19 protein-coding genes are annotated in these 18202 nt (G+C 48.3%); 15 read left to right on the top strand and 4 right to left on the bottom strand.

Annotated elements, in window-relative coordinates; all coding sequences use genetic code 11:
* Positions 1-1017, top strand: a complete 1017-nt coding sequence (gene ftsY, locus PBN151_RS09590) for a signal recognition particle-docking protein FtsY (RefSeq protein ID WP_028531216.1) — start codon at positions 1-3, stop codon at positions 1015-1017.
* 140 nt (positions 1018-1157) lie between these two features.
* Here the strand turns inward: ftsY and PBN151_RS09585 are convergent, their stop codons facing one another.
* Together PBN151_RS09585 and PBN151_RS09580 are read right to left on the bottom strand one after the other, a co-directional pair.
* Positions 1158-2927 (bottom strand): SulP family inorganic anion transporter, encoded by a 1770-nt coding sequence (locus PBN151_RS09585; RefSeq protein WP_072728795.1) that lies wholly within the window; start codon positions 2925-2927, stop codon positions 1158-1160.
* A 156-nt stretch (positions 2928-3083) separates the two neighbouring features.
* Positions 3084-3419, bottom strand: coding sequence for an ArsR/SmtB family transcription factor (locus PBN151_RS09580; RefSeq protein ID WP_021256592.1), 336 nt, complete (start codon positions 3417-3419; stop codon positions 3084-3086).
* A 223-nt stretch (positions 3420-3642) separates the two neighbouring features.
* On the opposite strand from PBN151_RS09580, the gene PBN151_RS09575 reads away from it, so the two are divergent.
* The 4 genes from PBN151_RS09575 to PBN151_RS09560 all read left to right on the top strand — a co-directional run bounded on the left by PBN151_RS09575 (position 3643) and on the right by PBN151_RS09560 (position 7409).
* Entirely contained in the window at positions 3643-4686 is a 1044-nt protein-coding gene (locus PBN151_RS09575) for an ABC transporter substrate-binding protein (protein ID WP_083545082.1), read from the top strand.
* Between the two features lie 93 nt (positions 4687-4779).
* Positions 4780-5793, top strand: coding sequence for a FecCD family ABC transporter permease (locus PBN151_RS09570; RefSeq protein ID WP_072728793.1), 1014 nt, complete (start codon positions 4780-4782; stop codon positions 5791-5793).
* Positions 5786-6790, top strand: coding sequence for a FecCD family ABC transporter permease (locus PBN151_RS09565; protein WP_072728792.1), 1005 nt, complete (start codon positions 5786-5788; stop codon positions 6788-6790). The genes PBN151_RS09570 and PBN151_RS09565 overlap by 8 nt, the downstream gene beginning before the upstream one ends.
* Positions 6791-6872: 82 nt before the next feature.
* The gene (locus PBN151_RS09560) at positions 6873-7409 is read left to right on the top strand and encodes an RNA 2'-phosphotransferase (protein WP_072728791.1); all 537 of its coding nucleotides are present in this window, start codon (positions 6873-6875) and stop codon (positions 7407-7409) included.
* An 86-nt stretch (positions 7410-7495) separates the two neighbouring features.
* On the opposite strand, the gene PBN151_RS09555 is transcribed toward PBN151_RS09560, so the two are convergent.
* Complete coding sequence (locus PBN151_RS09555) at positions 7496-8731, bottom strand: MFS transporter (protein WP_072728790.1); 1236 nt, start codon at positions 8729-8731, stop codon at positions 7496-7498.
* 341 nt (positions 8732-9072) lie between these two features.
* Positions 9073-9759, bottom strand: coding sequence for a FadR/GntR family transcriptional regulator (locus PBN151_RS09550; protein ID WP_072728789.1), 687 nt, complete (start codon positions 9757-9759; stop codon positions 9073-9075).
* Positions 9760-9974: 215 nt separating this feature from the next.
* Here PBN151_RS09550 and PBN151_RS09545 point away from each other — a divergent pair, with 215 nt between their 5' ends.
* From PBN151_RS09545 to rimM, 10 genes are all read left to right on the top strand, one after another.
* The gene (locus PBN151_RS09545; protein ID WP_072728788.1) at positions 9975-11390 is read left to right on the top strand and encodes an FAD-binding oxidoreductase; all 1416 of its coding nucleotides are present in this window, start codon (positions 9975-9977) and stop codon (positions 11388-11390) included.
* Positions 11387-12748, top strand: coding sequence for a (Fe-S)-binding protein (locus tag PBN151_RS09540; protein ID WP_072728787.1), 1362 nt, complete (start codon positions 11387-11389; stop codon positions 12746-12748). The genes PBN151_RS09545 and PBN151_RS09540 overlap by 4 nt, the downstream gene beginning before the upstream one ends.
* A 111-nt stretch (positions 12749-12859) precedes the next feature.
* Positions 12860-13816, top strand: coding sequence for a GNAT family N-acetyltransferase (locus tag PBN151_RS09535; protein WP_139295313.1), 957 nt, complete (start codon positions 12860-12862; stop codon positions 13814-13816).
* Positions 13817-14054: 238 nt separating this feature from the next.
* Positions 14055-14255 (top strand): hypothetical protein, encoded by a 201-nt coding sequence (locus PBN151_RS31195; RefSeq protein ID WP_072728786.1) that lies wholly within the window; start codon positions 14055-14057, stop codon positions 14253-14255.
* Positions 14256-14381: 126 nt separating this feature from the next.
* A complete protein-coding gene (trhA, locus tag PBN151_RS09525) occupies positions 14382-15017 on the top strand; it encodes a PAQR family membrane homeostasis protein TrhA (RefSeq protein WP_072728785.1) in 636 nt (211 codons plus the stop codon).
* Positions 15018-15170: 153 nt separating this feature from the next.
* Positions 15171-15530 (top strand): putative DNA-binding protein, encoded by a 360-nt coding sequence (locus tag PBN151_RS09520; protein WP_021256580.1) that lies wholly within the window; start codon positions 15171-15173, stop codon positions 15528-15530.
* Between the two features lie 19 nt (positions 15531-15549).
* Positions 15550-16932: a signal recognition particle protein gene (gene ffh, locus PBN151_RS09515; protein WP_021256579.1), complete on the top strand. Its 1383-nt coding sequence runs from the start codon at positions 15550-15552 to the stop codon at positions 16930-16932.
* A 69-nt stretch (positions 16933-17001) separates the two neighbouring features.
* On the top strand, positions 17002-17274 hold the full coding sequence (gene rpsP / locus PBN151_RS09510) for a 30S ribosomal protein S16 (RefSeq protein ID WP_021256578.1): 273 nt from the start codon (positions 17002-17004) through the stop codon (positions 17272-17274).
* Positions 17275-17297: 23 nt separating this feature from the next.
* Positions 17298-17528, top strand: coding sequence for a KH domain-containing protein (locus PBN151_RS09505; protein WP_005551913.1), 231 nt, complete (start codon positions 17298-17300; stop codon positions 17526-17528).
* Between the two features lie 154 nt (positions 17529-17682).
* Positions 17683-18201 (top strand): ribosome maturation factor RimM, encoded by a 519-nt coding sequence (rimM, locus tag PBN151_RS09500; protein ID WP_065290326.1) that lies wholly within the window; start codon positions 17683-17685, stop codon positions 18199-18201.
* The last annotated feature ends 1 nt before the right edge of the window (position 18202 follow it).

Genomic DNA, 18202 nt, shown 5'->3' with positions numbered 1-18202 from the left:
ATGAGTTTTTTTAAGAAGCTGAAGGAAAGCATCGCGGCAAAGACCGAGTCCGTAACGAATATTTTCAAGGAAGGCTTGGAGAAAACTCGCAAAGGGCTCGTGGAGAAAGTAACAGAACTTATTACGCGGCGCAAAAAGATTGATGAAGCTTTCTATGAAGAACTTGAAGAAATCTTAATCGGTGCCGATGTTGGCGTGACAACGGTTATGAACTTGATTGACGAGCTTCGCGATGAGGTGAAGAAGCGTAAAATCGAGGAAGCAGCTGAGCTGCAGCCTGTATTGTCCGAGAAGCTTGTTGGGCTTCTGCGCGGCGATGATACAAGCAAGCTGAATATGAATCCGAATGGCATGACGGTTATTTTGTTCGTCGGTGTCAACGGTGTCGGCAAGACAACTACGATCGGGAAGTTGGCACATCGGTTCAAGCAGGAAGGCAAATCGGTTCTGCTTGCGGCTGGAGACACATTCCGTGCTGGTGCAATTGAACAGTTGGAAGTATGGGGACAGCGTGCAGGAGTCGATGTCATTAAACAGCAGGCAGGCTCTGATCCTGCTGCGGTCATGTTCGATGCAGTGCAGGCTGCGAAGCAGCGCAATGTTGATGTGCTGCTCTGCGATACGGCGGGCCGGTTGCAGAACAAGTCGAACCTGATGGAAGAGCTGAACAAGATCTTCCGTGTCATTCAGCGTGAAGTACCTGACGCTCCACATGAGGTGTTGATGGTGCTTGATGCAACCACAGGGCAGAATGCTCTCAATCAAGCGAAGCTGTTCGGCGAGAAGAGTGGGGTTACCGGTTTGGTGCTCACGAAGCTTGACGGTACAGCGAAGGGCGGTATCGTCATAGCAATCCGTCAAGAATTGAACTTGCCTGTGAAGCTGGTCGGACTCGGCGAGAAGATGGGGGATTTGCAGGAATTCGATTCCGAGCAGTTCGTCCATGCCTTGTTCGCAGGATTGATTGCAGAAGCAGAGCAAGCAGAAGATGAGCAAGCGGATGATCAGCAAGCTTAAATCGAATCTGAATACGGATTGAAGGCGTCCCACTTAGGGACGCCTTTTTTTGTAAGATGATGCTGCTTGAGAAGAAGGAATGGTTTCTCTTACCTCTTGGTTTCATAGGTCTTTTGAATATGAACTTGAGTATAACGATATCAAATTTGTAGAGTGCTGCGCTGCGAAAGCGGCTGATTGGACAGTTCAGGCAGAGCCTGAGCGTTTGATAATTGCCTGCATTCCCGAAAAGCAAAATGCGTACAGCCCTGGCATTGAACGTTAACAATACGAGTCAGTGCATAATCTATGGCAATTCCAGTACGCTGGAAGAAATGCTCAGTCCCGATCATCGTTGCCAGACCCGTTTTGTTCATGATCCCTTCAGGTTGGGGAGCAATGCCGGTTATCAGCACGATGCCTCCATGCTGGCGGATGCGACTGACGAATGTAGATAGATGCGCAGCGGCTGTTGTATCCATATACGGCACGCGCCCCATTCGCAAGATTAGTACACGAGGAGTTTCCTCGAATTGTGAGGACAGTGATTGCTCCAGCATATGAGCAGCACCAAAAAACAGCGTTCCTTCGATGCTTACGATACTAATTTGCGGGCACTTTCGTCCATCATTTACGACTCTCGCAGATACTTTGGCTTTTTGATCCTGCGGATCAGGAAGAACTTTATTCACTTTCACTTCTTCACTCATTCGTTTGATGAACAAAATAATGGACACCGCGAGCCCTGCTTGAACGGCGACTGTCAGGTTCGTGAACACAGTGAGCAAAAAGGTAATACATAAAATAAGTGAATCTGCCGTTTTGGTACGTGCAATCTTCGCAAATGTTTTACGCTCGCTCATGTTCCAGGCAACCATCATCAATATGGGTGCCATTGCAGCGAGTGGGATTGCCGAAGCATAAGGAGCAAGAAATAGCAGCACGAGCAGTACGACGATGGCATGCACCATCCCGGAAATCGGAGAAGCAGCTCCGCTGCGTATATTGGTAGCCGTACGAGCAATTGCACCGGTTGCAGGAATTCCCCCGAATAATGGTGCGATCATATTCGCAATGCCTTGCCCGATCAGTTCGCGATTGCTGTTGTGTCTTTCACCTGTCATGCTGTCGGCAACAAGCGCGGATAACAGAGATTCCACTCCGCCGAGCAGTGCAATGACGAATGCTGGCTGAAGCAGCAGAATGATACGATCCCAGCTTAGCGCTGGCCAGTGGAAAGCTGGAATGCCGCTAGGTATCGTACCGAACGTCGTTCCAATCGTAGCAACCTGATCAGGATACAACCAGGCTGCTGCCAAACTGGCTAAGAGTAGACCGACTAGAGAAGCCGGGATCTTCGGCATATACTTCGGCACGAGAAGGAGGGCAGCAAGACAAATACAGGATGTCAGAACACTGTAGATGTTGAACGCTGGGATATGATTGATCAGCTCGCGCATGTTGGCGATGAAGCTGTCCTGCTTCTCTAGATGAAGCCCTAAAAAATCGGCAATTTGACCTGTAAAAATAATGACGGCAATCCCTGAGGTAAAACCGATGGTTACAGGCCGCGGGATGAAACGTATCACGGCTCCTAAGCGCAGCAATCCCATCAATACAAGCATAATACCTGCAAGAAAGCCAGCGATTAGCAGGTTCTCAAATCCATATTGCATGACAATGGCGAACAAAATCGGAATAAATGCGCCGGTAGGGCCTCCGATTTGAAACTTGGATCCACCAAGCAACGAGATAAAAAATCCGGCGATAATCGTCGTATATAAGCCATATTCAGGCTTGACGCCGGAGGCTATGGCAAATGCCATGCCTAATGGGATGGCAACCACACCGACAATTAAGCCTGCAATCATATCTTTCTTGAATGATTGGAAGCTGTAGTTGGCATAGCGTCCGCACCACAACGGTTTCATGTATAATACCCACCATTTCTAAATATTTGATTATTTGAATATTTAAAATGATAAAGGTGTTTCGCATACCTGTCAAAGCGTATAGGAAGGGGTGTGGCATGCTTTTATACAAAAAAGAGAGGAAACAGGAGTCACGGACTCATATTCCTCTCTTTTTTAGGATGATTCTTGGTTTTTCATGTTTTTCAACATGGATATGGAATTGACTAAGTGATTGTTAAATATTTGCTTCGCGACTTCAAGTAAATCCTTGATCATTGGGTCACGCAAGGAATAAATGACAGAGGTTCCATCCTTAACGCCGTACACCACGTTTTTATTGCGCAGAACAGCCAACTGCTGCGATACAGAAGATCCCTCCGTGCCAAGTATGGCTTGTATCTCGTTAACCGTTTTATCCCCTTCACATAAGATCTCAAGTATCTTAATTCGAAGAGGATGCGCTAAAGCTTTGAAAAACTCCGCCTTAAAATGTTGAATATCCGGATACATGATGGCTTTCTCCCTTATTCACAATAAAAGATTCAAAATAGGTTAGTGTTAGTTTACCACAAAACGAACGTTCGCGAAAAAGGGATTGCAAAATCAAGTTCGAATGAAGATGAATTGAAGATAGAAATATAAGCAGGATTTATCCTACCATAAAATACTATAACTTATATTTTCAGATTATATTGACAGTTAGATCAAATCTCAATATGATGTACAGGTGATAATGATTCTCAGTAATAATGAGAAGTGTATTCAGCTTCATGTTGTACACCAGGGGGTAGTAACTTTGAAAAAGAAATATCAAGCGATACTGGCGATAGTATTCACCGTACTTCTTGTCGTGGGATGTGGATCTCAAGCAAGTGAGCGCAGTCAAGCCGGCGGAAGTCAATCAGCCGCTAAGGAAACAGGAGCCGCGCGAGAAATTAAGCATGAGCTCGGGACAACAGAAGTGAAAGGATCGCCGAAGCGGGTCGTTGTGCTCGAATATTCCTTTGTTGATGCACTTGCATCACTTAATTTGAAGCCCGTCGGCATTGCCGATGACGGAAATAAAGATCGAATTTTGAAGACGTTGGCGGATCAGATTGGAGATTATACGTCAGTTGGAACTCGCAAGCAGCCAAGCCTGGAGGTAATAAGCTCCCTGCAGCCGGATTTGATTATCGCGGATTGGAAACGTCATAAAGCGATTTATGAAGACTTGAAGCAAATTGCTCCTACAATCGTGCTGAAGAGTCTAGAAGCAAGCTATGAAGACAATTTGGCTTCATTCCAGACGATAGCGGATGCCCTGAACATGAGTGAGGAAGGGAAAAAGCGGTTGGAGCAGCATAAGGATAAAATCAATGCTTTGAAGGCTCAAGTGCCACCATCAGACGAGAAACAAACCGTCATGTCGGCTGCCCTGCGCAAAGAAAGCTTCAAGGCGCATACATCATCCTCTTATGATGGCGCTGTATTGGAAAAGGTCAGTCTGATGAATGCGATACAGGATCCGAAGGAACCCTATGCGGAGCTAACATTGGAGCAATTGCTGAATATCAATCCCGATATTTTGTTCTTGATGAAGACAGACGGAGAGCAGACGATCGTGGACGAGTGGTCTACAAATCCATTGTGGCAGGAACTGAAGGCCGTGAAGAACAAAAAGGTCATTGAAGTGGATCGCAATTTATGGACACGCTGGCGCGGCATTGTTGCCGGGGAATTAATGATGGAAGAAGCAATTTCGAAACTGTACGGCAGCGGGCAAGCGGCGAAATAATTTGTTCGACAGGAAGCGAGCGAGGTAGGCGTTACTTGTTAACGCCTACTTTTTGTCTGCCTAGGAACGAGAAAGAAGGAGGCATTGTAACGCATGACGGGATTACATCGCGGCGGAAGGCGCAAGGCGTTCGGCCTGTCACTGCTGCTTGGCTTCGCATTATTATCGGCAGGGGTCATGATCAATGTGTCACTGGGCTCCTCCTCGATTTCATTTCCTACTTTGTTGAAAGCTTTGTTCTTCGTGGACAGAACGAAGGAGATGCTTATCGTGCAGGAGATTCGATTGCCCCGTGTGCTGATCGCAATTTTAATCGGTGCCAGTTTGGCAGTCGCAGGTACGATCATGCAGGCGATGACACGCAACCCGCTTGCTAATCCGCAGGTGTTCGGCGTCAATGCGGGCGCTTCGCTCATAGTGGTAACGTCAACGGTATTCCAGCCGGAGCTGACGCAGCAGCAGCTTGTTTATTCCGCCTTTGCGGGAGCGGCTCTGGGCGGCTTTATCGTGTATTTCATCAGCGCTGGTGGGGATTTGAAGCCGGCCCGACTCGCCATTGCCGGAATGACCGTCCATTTTTTCCTTTCGTCCATAACACAAGGATTGATCTTGTTCCATGAGAACACGACAGACAGTATTCTCTATTGGCTGGTCGGCGCGATAGGTAATCGGAATTGGCATCATGTCGGTGTGCTTCTTCCATGGGCAAGCATTGGCTTGTTGGGCGCTTTGGCTCTGTCGAAGCCGTTAACGATGCTGAGCATGGGGGATGATGTGGCAAGGGGGCTCGGGGCAAGAATCGAGGCAACGCGATTCGCCGGCGGTCTGCTCGTCATTATTTTGGCGGGAGGATCGGTGTCTGTTGCCGGCCCGATTGGCTTCGTAGGTTTGCTGGTACCGCATATCGTCCGGCTGATGGTTGGTGTGGATCTGCGTTATGTGCTGCCTTGCTCAGCCCTGTATGGATCGATTCTGCTGGTGTACGCGGATATTGTTTCGCGCTATATTTCGTATCCGTATGAGGCGCCAATTGGGATTGTTACTGCCATGCTGGGAACACCATTCTTCCTGTACTTGGCATATGCAGGAGGCAAGCACAATGAATAGAACTGTAAATATGGCTCGCCGCCATCGGCTCGTCGTGCTCGCATTAGTTGCGCTGCTTCTCATCGTGGGTCTGATCAGTCTTGGAGTGGGGGCGGTCTATATAACGCCGAACCAAGTGATCGAGACAATGTTGGGGCATAGCAAGGAACATGCGTTCATCCTTGGCAAATACCGTTCGCCCAGAATCGTCTTGTCCGTTCTTGTGGGTGCCGGACTTGCTATATCAGGAGCTGTCCTGCAGGGCGTACTGCGGAATCCGCTGGCCTCTCCGGATGTGATCGGAATTACGAAGGGGGCAGGCCTGGCTGCTTGTGCAACCATTATTTTATTTCCCGGGTCATCGGCAGTCGCACTACCTTTATCCGCGTTTGCAGGAGCGGCTTTGGTAGCCCTGCTTCTATTTGCATTCGTATACAGGCGCGGAGCTCGTCCCACGACGCTGGCACTGACGGGTATAGCGCTTGGAGCGATGTGTGATGCAGGCATCCAGTACTTCATGTTCAAATATCCGGTCAGCGTCAATGCAGCACTTATTTGGCTTACCGGAAGCATATGGGGCAGAGGCTGGGACGAGGTGATGGGTGTGCTGCCGTGGATGCTGACACTCATCCCGCTTGCGCTGCTGCTGTCTTCAAGGCTGGATGTACTGAGCCTGGGCGATGATGTAGCGACAGGCCTGGGAGAATGGGTGAATCGTCTTCGTCTTGCGCTGGTGGCTGTTTCGGTCGCCTTGGCAGGAGCATCGGTGGCGGTTGTCGGCGCGATTGGCTTCGTGGGCTTGATCGCTCCGCATATGGCGCGCCGGCTTGTTGGCGCCAAACATGGCATTCTCTTGCCCGTATCAGGCTTGTTAGGCGCTATTTTGGTGTTGACGGCCGACACGATTGGACGCGCTATCGTTCCGCCAATCGAATTCCCGGCGGGGTTAGTGACTGCCGTAATCGGTGCTCCGTATTTCCTTTACTTATTGCGCAGAGAACGCAAGATTCGTTCCTAGCTCGCGCCCAACTCTCATAGGTGAATGTTGAATCTAATGATATAATAATAAGCATATCGTTCCAGTATAGGATGGTGAGCCTGTGGATTACGCGAGATTAAGTAAAGAGGTTTCTTACGCGCTTCGTCATGCGCCATGGGAGTATGAGTTGGAGATGGATGAAGAGGGCTGGGTGGGGGTTGAACAACTTTCCCATGCACTTCATTTCAGCCATCCAGAGCGAAGTTTGCTAGAGACAGACTTTGTAAGAATGATTGAGCTGTCAGACAAGAAAAGGTTTGAGGTGCTGGATGGAAGGATTCGAGCATTGTATGGCCATTCGATACCGCATAAAATAAAGAAAAGCGCAGCTCATCCACCAGACCTGCTGTATCACGGAACGTCTCGGCGTATCGTAGACCAAATACGCAGAGAAGGACTGCGCCCCATGGCGAGACAGTATGTTCACCTGTCTGCGGATCAAGAGACGGCCATGGTTGTAGGAAGACGAAAGGACAGCAGCCCTGTAATACTTGTCATTGATGCGGCGAGAGCCGCGCATGAAGGAACTTTGTTCTATCACGGCAATCATACGATCTGGCTAGCTGATTTCATTGCACCGCAATATATAAGTGAATAAATGTGGACGACTGTGGACGACGCAAAGACGGGGAGCTTGAAGTGGCTCTCCGTCTTCTTCATTATTGACAGCATCTTTTTTGCGAGTTAGGTGGAGTAAGGAGTATTGTCCTCCGAGATTGAAGCTCCTTGCTTGCGCCGTAATAAAAATCCTGTAACGGAAGACAACAGATACATCGTGCCGCCAACGATATATACAGCCTGTGCTCCCCAAATATCGGAGATTGTTCCAGCGAACAGTACAGAAACTCCGAACAATATGTATGAGATGGTGCTTTGAGCGGCAAAAACATGCGGCTGCTCATCAAGTGGGGTGATGTGCTGCACATAGGTACGCTGGGCAATATCTCGCAGCTGGTAAAATGGACCCATCAGAACTACGATAGCTAAAGCGACGAATGCTTGGGTATTCCATGCATACCCGTATACAAGCAAGCTAACTCCAAATGATCCGATCAGAATCGTGCCGACTAGATGTTTATGAATTCGTGCAGACAGTTTGAGTGTAAGGAGTCCGCCGATAATTGTTCCCGCATAATAGGCAGCATTAATATATCCCCACCAGGCTTCATCCTTATGAAGCACCTCTTGCGCGAAGACGAGTGTCACACCGCCAATCCATATTCCGCCTGCCACTCCTTCTAGAATGTCCATCCATGTAATGACGCGAAGCTTCGGATGTGTGAATAGGTAGGCCCAGCCGGCCATAATGGAATGAGATTTCTTATCTGTGCCTATACTTGATTCTTGATTATGCGACAATCGCAAGATACAGAGACAACCAAGAAAGAGAAGGCCTGCAGACAATTGAAGAACAAGGGAATGTCCAAGCTTAGCGACAAGAATTCCCCCCATAGTCCATCCAAGCAGAGACAGCATTTGCATGCTGGTTGATACAAGGCTATTGGCATGAACTCTCTTATCCTCTTCAACTAAGCGTGGATATAAAGCGTTTGCCGCTGCAGAAGCGCAGCCTTCCACGTATCCGATGCAGACTATGGCACAGAAAGAATAGGCGAGAAATAGTGTTGTCGATAACATTGATGCAAGTGGCGAGATAGAGAAGGCGACAACGGCTGATAAAGCGAATTGCAAAAGCAAAAACAATCGCGTAACATGAGCGATACTCATGCGGCGGTACCAGATTGGCAGCATGAAGCTGCTCGCCAGAATCGCCATTGAACGGACAAAGGACACGGCTCCGGCAAAGGCAGCCGAATCCGTCATTTGGTAGACTGCTGCAATCAATGTCATCATATACAGAGAGCCTGCAAGATTAGCGAAGGATCTGCTGGATAGAAGCGAGTAGAAAGAGCGATTCAATGCGTCTCACATCCTATGCAATTTCATAATTTTAACATTATAGCACGGATGAACTTTCTTTTTAATAACTATTTTAAAAAAATAATAATAATAGACTAGAAAAATTGAAGCTATCATCATTCCGTTTTGTTTCTCTTATAATGGAAGGTCGCTTTCAATAACACATTAACGTCCTTCGATGCTTTCAGAATGCCAAACACTTCCACCTTGCTAAACGCTCCCTGTTAAACTCCAATACGCCCATCACTGAATATGTAATGTGCTCTTCATCTCTTTCCTATCACTAGCATGGCTGTCTAGCTGATTGCGTATGGCAATACGATTGTCCGGCCCTTTTGCCTTCAATTCAGTCGTGCTTCGATTTTGGATAAATGCTCGAGCATGCGGTGAGACGCGAGTTTGTCATCCTGCGCTTCAATTGCCTCGTAGATTCGCCGATGCTCTTCCAGAAGCTGAGTGGTGGAGGAACGTTCTCCGAACAACCACATCCGTCTAGTCTCGCCCATATGCTCAGCACATTTCTGATGGAACATTTGCAGCATTGGAATAAGAACTTCATTGTGACTGGCCTCGGCCAGTAGAACATGGAACTTGAAGTCATCATGCTGACTAGCTTCTTCATCCTCCAGATGCTGCTCCATACGATGCAGGCACGCAGCCATAGCTTGCAAATCAGCGGATGTACGTCTTTTGGCTGCGAGTCCGGCTGATCCAACCTCTATCATCTTACGAACCTCGATCAGCGACTTCACAGACTCCACATCGGTAAGCCATCCTTGCAGCTGCTCAGATGGTGTTTGCTCATACTTACGTACAAAGGTTCCGCCGCCGTGACGGATATCAAGCCAACCCATTGCCTTGAGTGCGCTGAGGGCTTCACGTATGGTAGAACGACCTACTGCATATTGTTGAGCAAGTGCTTCGACAGAAGGCAGCTTGTCGCCGGGCGCATATATTCCTCCACGCAGCTGCTCTAGTAAATGTTCTTGAATGAGCTCCGAGCCTTTTTTTAATCGAAATTCGGTCATGTTGTTGTGAACCTCTCTTCTTGAAATATTAAATCAAAAATAATAAATATCATAAAATTATTTTTCGAAATCGAGTGACATTTGTCTCAATCATACGTTATAATATGCCAAAAGTCATCAGATGACCTGAACAATTCAGCAGAAGTGGAGGACAATGTTGAATCGTTCACTTCAGATGTTGACTTGGAACCAAGACATCAAGGAGGAGTTCATTCATGATAACGATTGAAGCGCGCGAGCGACTGCTCAAGCTGCTTGGGCCAGAGCGGTATCGCGATGATAAGGAAAGCTTGGTCACGCATTCTTATGATGCTACACCAATGATGCAGTCTCTGCCTGATGCTGTTGTATATCCGGAATCGACAGCAGACGTGCAGGAGATCTTGCGCACGGCGAACGAATACCGTATTCCCATTGTTCCTAGGGGCGCTGCAAGCAACTTGTGCGGCGGAACTGTCCCTGTAGCAGGGGGAATCGTCGTAGCCATGACTCGTATGAATAAGCTCATTGAAATGGACACCGAGAACCTTACGGCAACCTTCCAGCCTGGCTTGAACACGAAGACGTTCCATCGGGAAGTGGAGAAGCGTGGACTGTTCTATCCGCCTGATCCAAGCAGCATGTCCATCTCAACCTTGGGCGGCAATATCATGGAAGGGGCTGGCGGTCTGCGCGGTTTGAAATACGGAACGACGAAGGATTATGTGATAGCACTTGAGGCGGTACTGCCGAATGGCGAAGTGATCCGCACGGGAGGCAAGTTGTACAAGGATGTAGCAGGCTACGATTTAACGAAGCTGTTAGTAGGCTCCGAAGGAACGCTTGCGTTGATTACAGAGGCAACGGTTAAGCTGCTGCCCGCACCAGGTATCCGCAAGACAATGCTCGTATCCTATAAAGATATTTATGCTGCTGCCCGCAGCGTGTCACGTATTGTAGGCGCAGGCATCATCCCAGCAACACTTGAATTCATGGATCAGCCGACGATTCGCGTAGTTGAGGAGTATAATCATATCGGGCTCCCAACAGACATGCAGGCAGTTCTGCTTATTGAACAGGACGGTCAAGATGAGAACGTTGTCATGCGAGATATGGAAGCGATTGCAAAGATATGCAGTGAGGAAAGCGCAGATCGCGTTCAGACTGCGAAGGATGAAATCGAGGCTGAACAGCTGATGAAGGCACGCCGCAGCGCATTGTCCACATTGGCGCGTATTCGCCCAACGACAATTTTGGAGGATGCGACAGTACCGCGCTCGAAGATTGCGGAAATGGTACTGGCCATCAATCGTATTGCAGAGCAATATGGGGTGAATATTTGTACCTTTGGTCATGCGGGAGACGGCAATCTTCATCCAACCTGCCCGACAGATGCACGGAATGAGGATGAGATCCACCGTGTTGAGCAAGCGTTCGCGGACATTTTCGAGGAAGCGATTCGCTTGGGCGGCACGATTACCGGTGAGCACGGAGTTGGAACGGTAAAGGCTCCATATCTTGAATGGAAGGTTGGACCTACAGGCATCGATGTGATGAAAGGCATTAAGCAAGTGTTCGATCCGAATGGAATTATGAATCCAGGCAAGATATTTGCTAAGACTGCTCGCAAAAGGCTGGTGGTTTCCCGATGAGTCAACAACAACAACTAGAGAAGACAAACAATCCGCTGCAGAAAGAACTCGTGAAGACGCTCGATTATGAGCAGTTGATGAACTGTATGCGCTGTGGATTTTGTCAGCCGACTTGCCCGACTTATCAAGAGACTGGATTGGAAGCCGCTTCCCCTCGTGGACGAATTGCACTCATGAAGGCAGTAGCAGATGGCATTATGGAACCGGATGAATCTTTCCAGAAACAGATGAACTTGTGCTTGGGCTGTAGAGCCTGCGAGCCTGTATGTCCGTCGGATGTGAAATACGGTCAACTGCTTGAGCAGACGAAAGAAGCCATGCATGCGCACAATAAGCCGCCGGTTGCAATGAAGGGATTGAATCGCATCGCGCGACCTGTATTTATGAAGCACAATCGTCTGTTGCGGATGAGTAAGCTTCTGCAAACGTATCAGCGTTCGGGATTGCAGGGTTTTGCACGGAAGAAGAACTTGCTGCGCTGGCTTCCTCCACAAATGCAAATGATGGAGCGCATCCTGCCTGAAGCGGACAGCCAAGGTGTAGTGAAGCGGGCTGGTGGCCGTTACTTCCTGGCCAAAGGTGAAAAGCTCGGCACAGTAGGGTTATTCCGTGGGTGTATTATGGACGTCTTGTTCACTGAAACGAATGTGAATACAATCCGATTGCTAACCGAATCCGGCTATGATGTCATCATTCCGGAATCCCAAGGCTGCTGTGGAGCTTTGTTCGCTCATGGCGGAAGTGATACGGCTACAGCTAGGGATTTGGCGAAGCAAAATATTGAGGCGTTCCGTGATGCGGGTGTTGATTATATTGCCTCAAATGCAGGCGGATGTGGAGCGTTGCTTGTAGAGTATGATCATTTACTGAAGGACGAGTCGGAGTGGGTAGAGCCTGCTAAGAAATTTGCCAAGCAAGTGAAAGATATCAGTGATTTGCTTATGCGTTCTCAGCGTTGGAGCAATCTTCCGGTAATGCCGCAAGGTAACTGTGAGACTGCTGAATCGTCTGAGACGGTAACCTATCAGGATTCTTGCCATTTACGGAACGTCATGCGGGCTTCGAGTGGGCCAAGACAGCTTATTCGCCGCATTCCTGGCATCCGATACCATGAGCTGGAAGGCGCGGATGTATGCTGTGGATCCGCTGGTATTTACAACATTGTACAGCCAGACATGGCTAACTCGATTGTTGATCGGAAGATGGATGCTGTTCGCGAGACCCAGGCTTCGATTATCCTGACTAGCAACCCGGGCTGCTTAATGCAAATGAAGGTAGGCGTAGAACGGGATGGCGTAGCTGAGCAAGTGAAGGTCATGCACGTCGTAGACTATTTTGCGGAAAAGATGTTGAAGTAATATTTCAGATTATCTATAATAATCTTGTAATTATATTTTAAAAACATGCTAACAGACATCTATGTAGTCAATTGGCGGGGACGATTGACTTCATCGTAGGAGGGGTTAAATGTGAACGTCATTCCACTTAATGAAGCATGGGCGGAGCCGATGTGCGAGTTGTGGAACCGTGAACTGGGCGACCTGTTCCCAATGAGACAACAGCTGTTCGTGCAAAATAGTTTTAAAGATGTAAACGTTTACTTGCCTGGCTCCTGGATCGCTCAAGATTCAGATGGCAGCCTTCTAGGATTTATCATCGCGAAGAAATGGCAGGAAACAGAGCGCGAGATGAAGCTAGGAGAAGGAGGAGGCTGGATTCAGGCACTTGTTGTTCGTTCCGAAGCAAGAGGGAAGGGGATAGGCTCTGAATTGCTCGGGCGGGCTGAAGCAGCATTGCATGAAGCTGGTGCATCTCAAGTATTCATCGGACGTGATCCGTGGCATTATGTTCCAGGCCTCCCGAAAGCGTTGTCAATGCACCGTCAATGGCTAGAGAAGAGAGGATTCAAGCAGCTCTATGAGGTTAGCGACATGCTGTCCTCAGATGAGACCGATCTGATAGTGACTCCAGAATTTGCAGATGGAGCGATCGTGAAGCTGCTCACGCCTGAGGACAAGGAAGAAATGTTGACATTTTTCCGTCGCTGCTTCCCAGGCAGATGGCTGTATGAGGCACAATGCTATTGGGAACGCGGGGGACAGGGGAGAGAGTTCATCGGATTGTTCCAAGGCAGTGAAATGATCGGCTTCTGCCGGGTCAATGACGAGCATTCTCCGCTGATTGCGCAGAATACGTATTGGGCGCCATTGTTCGAAGAGCCGCTTGGCGGTATTGGGCCGCTTGGTGTTGATGATCAGTACCGCGGCAAGGGATACGGTCTTGGTCTGGTCAAGGCGGGAATCGCCGAATTGCAGCAGCGCGGCATGCGCCAGCTAGTCATTGACTGGACGGAACTGGTCGACTTCTATGCAAAGCTTGGATTCCATACGTGGAAGAGCTATGACCTTATGAGCAAGGCCCTGTAAATGAATTGTGAGTTCAAAACGATGAACCAAACGATAGTACGGTGAACAATGAAACGCGTGAAAGACGGATTGAAAGATATGGATAAGAATCTTTGATCCTTGATCCACCACTAGATTGACTTCGCTCGCAACGAGGTTGAGAAAGTCTTTGGAACAACGATAAGCAACCCCGGCAGAACCACACGTGCCGGGGTTTTTGTCTATAATGGGATGATACATATGACATATTACGTAATCCTTGCAGACTCTTTTCCCTTTCTCGATCTTTATTCCTAGCCAATTCCAAGCAGGCAGGGCAGCTTCTTCTTCGCGGCTTGTGCAGCTGCACATTATTGACGTATTGTTCATTCATGTGGCGTCCAATCAATATGATGCGGCCGTTCAGTATTTAAATGATACAAGAGAAAGCATTCGATTTATGAAGAGTCAGCGCAAATAAAATAGGTAAACTCGCTTAAGTCCTTCCTTCTCACCGACACTATCTGATGTGCATATAATGTGATCCGCCGTGAAATATGGGCGTATGCACAGCAGGCAGCTAGGAATGCCGCGGGGAGGGATGACTATGAAGTGGAGCCGTAATATATCCAGTGAGGAGTGGGCAAGCGTAATTACCCACGCAGTTGGATTATTGTTCAGTGTGTGGGCATTAGGCGTGCTTATCAGTGCCGCGTGGGAGCGCGGGACGTCGGCGCATATCATCGGAGCTTCAATATATGGGATTACTTTGATTATGATGTTTACAACCTCGACGATTATGCACGGCTTGCCGGAGGGCAGATCGAAGTACAGATTTACAATCCTTGATCATATGGCAATCTACTTATTTATTGCGGGAACGTACACTCCCTTCCTGCTCGTCGTGCTGCATGATGAGTTCAGCCAACAGCTGCTAGGATTAATATGGGGGACTGCGATCGCAGGAATTATATACAAAGCATTCTATACAGGACGTCATATGTGGTTCTCTACGATTGCCTATGCAATTATGGGGTGGCTGATGATAACGGTATGGGACAGCTTGGTGCAGGCGATTCCTTTTGAAGGTGTTATGCTGCTGGTGATTGGGGGAGTATGCTATACGGCAGGCATCCCATTCTTTGTGTGGCACCGGCTTCCTTATCATCATGCGATTTGGCATCTGTTCGTATTAGCAGGCTCTGTCCTGCACTTTGTATGCATTTACCGTTATGTAATCTAGGTTAGAGGCGGGCAGAAACACTGAGATCTGGGTCTCAAAAAAAAAATTCCACCATGTTAAGGTTCATCCCTTGACATGGCGTTGTGAATTCGGTAAGATAAGAAACGTCGATGGGCTGTAAAGTGTTTTTCCTTTACGAAAGGAGTGGCCCGTATGAACGAGGAACAGGTACTGGCTAAGACGAACCGAATTAATATGCTGTTCGACTTCTATGAACCACTGCTCACAGAGAAGCAGCAGACGTTCCTGAAATGTTACTTTCAAGATGATTTTTCACTAGGCGAGATTGCAGCCGAATTCGGTATCAGCCGCCAAGCGGTGTATGAACATATTAAGCGGGCGGAGCAGACGCTCGAATCTTATGAGAGCAAGCTCGGCTTGCTGTCGAAGTTCGAACGTCGGACAGAGATCGTAATGGCGCTGCAACGTGCAATGGACGATATGGATAGCATACCCGACCCGCAGCGCGCGGAACTGCAGACGATTGTCCGTGAACTGCAGGCGTTGGATTAAGGGAACGGGGTGAGATAATATGGCATTTGAAGGATTAACGAACCGATTACAGAATGTATTCAGCAAGCTGCGCGGCAAAGGCAAGGTTGGTGAAGATGACGTCAACGAAGCGATGCGCGAGGTACGCCTGGCGCTGCTCGAAGCGGATGTTAACTTCAAAGTCGTTAAGGAATTCATTGGCAAGGTGAAAGAGAAGGCCGTAGGTCAGGAAGTGATGAATAGCTTCACACCGGGCATGGTCATTATCGACATCGTCAATAAGGAATTGACGGAATTGATGGGTGGTACAGCTGCGAAGCTGGCCAAGGCCAACAAGCCGCCAACTGTCATTATGATGGTCGGTCTCCAAGGTGCTGGTAAGACGACTACTTCAGGCAAGCTTGCGAAGATGCTGCAGAAGCAGAATCATAAGCCGCTTCTTGTCGCTGCCGATATTTATCGACCAGCTGCGATTAAGCAGCTTCAAGTGGTTGGCGAGCAGATTAAGGTTCCGGTATTTGCACTTGGTGACCAAGTGAGTCCGGTAGAAATCGCTCGTCGCGGTTTGGAGCATGCGAAGGAGAATAACCTTGATTATGTCATTATCGATACTGCAGGTCGCCTGCATATCGATGAAGCATTGATGGAAGAGCTGAAGCAAGTTCATGCTACAGCGAAGCCAGATGAAGTGCTGCTCGTCGTTGACGCGATGACAGGTCAAGATGCGGTCAACGTTGCAGAGAGCTTCAACCAACAGCTTGAGCTTACTGGTGTTGTGTTGACTAAGCTCGATGGCGATACACGTGGTGGTGCAGCTTTGTCTGTTAAGGCAGTAACGGGTTGCCCAATCAAATTCGCAACACTCGGTGAGAAGATGGACGCGCTTGAACCGTTCCATCCAGAGCGGATGGCTTCACGGATTCTCGGCATGGGGGACATGCTCTCCTTGATCGAGAAGGCGCAAATGAACATCGACACAGAGAAAGCCAAGGAAATGGAAATGAAGATGCGCAACGCAGCCTTCACATTCGATGATTTCCTTGAGCAGATGCAACAAGTAAAGAAGCTCGGTCCTATCGATCAGATTCTGGATATGATTCCAGGGATGAATAAGGTGAAGCAAAATGCGAACCTGAAGGTGGATGAGCGTCAAATGGGTCGAATCGAAGCGATTGTCCGTTCGATGACGAACGAAGAACGCCAAGATCCAGATCTAATTAATCACAGCCGTCGTAAGCGGATTGCAGCGGGCAGCGGAACTCAGTTGGCTGATGTGAACCGTCTTATCAAGCAATTTGATGAGATGCGCCGGATGATGAAACAGTTCTCCGACATGATGGGTCCGAAAGGCCCTAAGATGATGAAGAACTTGAAGAGTAAAGCAGGCAAGGCTGGTAAAGGAATGAGATTTCCTTTCCGTTAATGCATAGACGAGCGCAGCTTTTATACTCGCTCGATTGATTATTCGAATTCCGTTAAGGAGGTGAATTTCGTGGCAGTACGTATCCGTTTGAAACGCATGGGTGCTCATAAAGCACCATTCTATCGTGTAGTTGTATCCGATTCCCGTTCCCCGCGTGACGGTCGTTTTATCGAGGAAATCGGTCATTACAATCCGGTAGCACAACCAGCAGTCGTTAACATCGACGAGGAAAAAGCTTTGAAATGGTTGCAAACTGGTGCTCAAGCATCTGACACGGTTCGCAACTTGCTCAGCCAAGCTGGCGTAATGAAGAAGTTCCATGAACTGAAACACCAGAAATAATCTAACCGTTCGGAGGGTCGCGAATGGAAGAGTTAGTGTCAGTAATTGCACGCGCTTTGGTCGATCATCCGGAGGAGGTCCGTGTGGACGTCGTGGAGAAGGATCATGTCATCGTGTATGAGCTTCACGTTCATCCTGACGATGTCGGAATGGTTATCGGGAAGCAAGGTCGTATCGCTAAGGCGCTTCGCACGGTCGTCACGTCGGCAGCTGTTAAAGTTCCAAAACGAGTTGCCGTGGACATTATTTCATAATTGCACGCAAGAGGGTTAGGATGAAATCCTAGCCCTTTTTCGTATGCATGAGGCTGAATGTGTTACACTAGAAAGAAGATATTCGCAGGTTGGGCCTCCGAATATTTACGATAGATTGAATGAATGGTGATTACCAACGGCAGGAGGATAAGTCATGGCTCAAAGAATGTTTAATGTCGGCAAATTGGTCAATACGCACGGCATTCGGGGTGAAGTGAAAATTATCCCGACAACAGATTTCCCGGAGGAACGCTTCGCTCAAAAGAGCGAGTTAGTTCTGCAGCAACCGAACTCCAATAACAGTGTATCCGTTACCGTTGAGCGGTCGCGTTTACATAAAAATATGTACATCATTAAATTTGTGCAATTCGACAATATCAATGAGGTTGAGAAATATAAAGGTTGGATGCTGAAAGTAAGCGAAGAGCAGCTGGATGAGCTCGATGAAGACGAATATTACTACCATGAGATTATTGGTTGTAAAGTCGTGACAGACGAAGGCGAAGACCTTGGAATCATTGACGAGATACTGTCTCCAGGCGCGAATGATGTCTGGGTTGTGAAGCCTGCGAAAGGAAAATCAATCTTGATTCCGGTCATTGATGAAGTTGTGCTTACGGTTGATGTGCAGGAGAAGGTCGTAACGGTTCATATTATGGAAGGACTTATTTAAT

Origin of the sequence: Paenibacillus sp. NAIST15-1, from assembly GCF_001894745.1 — a bacterium.
Taxonomy (GTDB): Bacteria; Bacillota; Bacilli; order Paenibacillales; family Paenibacillaceae; genus Paenibacillus_B; species Paenibacillus_B suaedae.
The sequence above is the reverse complement of the archived record's forward strand: the minus strand, read 5'-3'. Positions and strand labels throughout refer to the sequence as shown.

Bases quoted from the DNA above. Each gene is read 5' to 3' on its own strand.
- ftsY (WP_028531216.1), top strand. From the start codon at position 1: ATGAGTTTTTTTAAGAAGCTGAAGGAAAGCATCGCGGCAAAGACCGAG.
- PBN151_RS09585 (WP_072728795.1), bottom strand. From the start codon at position 2,927: ATGAAACCGTTGTGGTGCGGACGCTATGCCAACTACAGCTTCCAATCA.
- PBN151_RS09580 (WP_021256592.1), bottom strand. From the start codon at position 3,419: ATGTATCCGGATATTCAACATTTTAAGGCGGAGTTTTTCAAAGCTTTA.
- PBN151_RS09575 (WP_083545082.1), top strand. From the start codon at position 3,643: ATGATTCTCAGTAATAATGAGAAGTGTATTCAGCTTCATGTTGTACAC.
- PBN151_RS09570 (WP_072728793.1), top strand. From the start codon at position 4,780: ATGACGGGATTACATCGCGGCGGAAGGCGCAAGGCGTTCGGCCTGTCA.
- PBN151_RS09565 (WP_072728792.1), top strand. From the start codon at position 5,786: ATGAATAGAACTGTAAATATGGCTCGCCGCCATCGGCTCGTCGTGCTC.
- PBN151_RS09550 (WP_072728789.1), bottom strand. From the start codon at position 9,759: ATGACCGAATTTCGATTAAAAAAAGGCTCGGAGCTCATTCAAGAACAT.
- PBN151_RS09545 (WP_072728788.1), top strand. From the start codon at position 9,975: ATGATAACGATTGAAGCGCGCGAGCGACTGCTCAAGCTGCTTGGGCCA.
- PBN151_RS09540 (WP_072728787.1), top strand. From the start codon at position 11,387: ATGAGTCAACAACAACAACTAGAGAAGACAAACAATCCGCTGCAGAAA.
- trhA (WP_072728785.1), top strand. From the start codon at position 14,382: ATGAAGTGGAGCCGTAATATATCCAGTGAGGAGTGGGCAAGCGTAATT.
- PBN151_RS09520 (WP_021256580.1), top strand. From the start codon at position 15,171: ATGAACGAGGAACAGGTACTGGCTAAGACGAACCGAATTAATATGCTG.
- ffh (WP_021256579.1), top strand. From the start codon at position 15,550: ATGGCATTTGAAGGATTAACGAACCGATTACAGAATGTATTCAGCAAG.
- PBN151_RS09505 (WP_005551913.1), top strand. From the start codon at position 17,298: ATGGAAGAGTTAGTGTCAGTAATTGCACGCGCTTTGGTCGATCATCCG.
- rimM (WP_065290326.1), top strand. From the start codon at position 17,683: ATGGCTCAAAGAATGTTTAATGTCGGCAAATTGGTCAATACGCACGGC.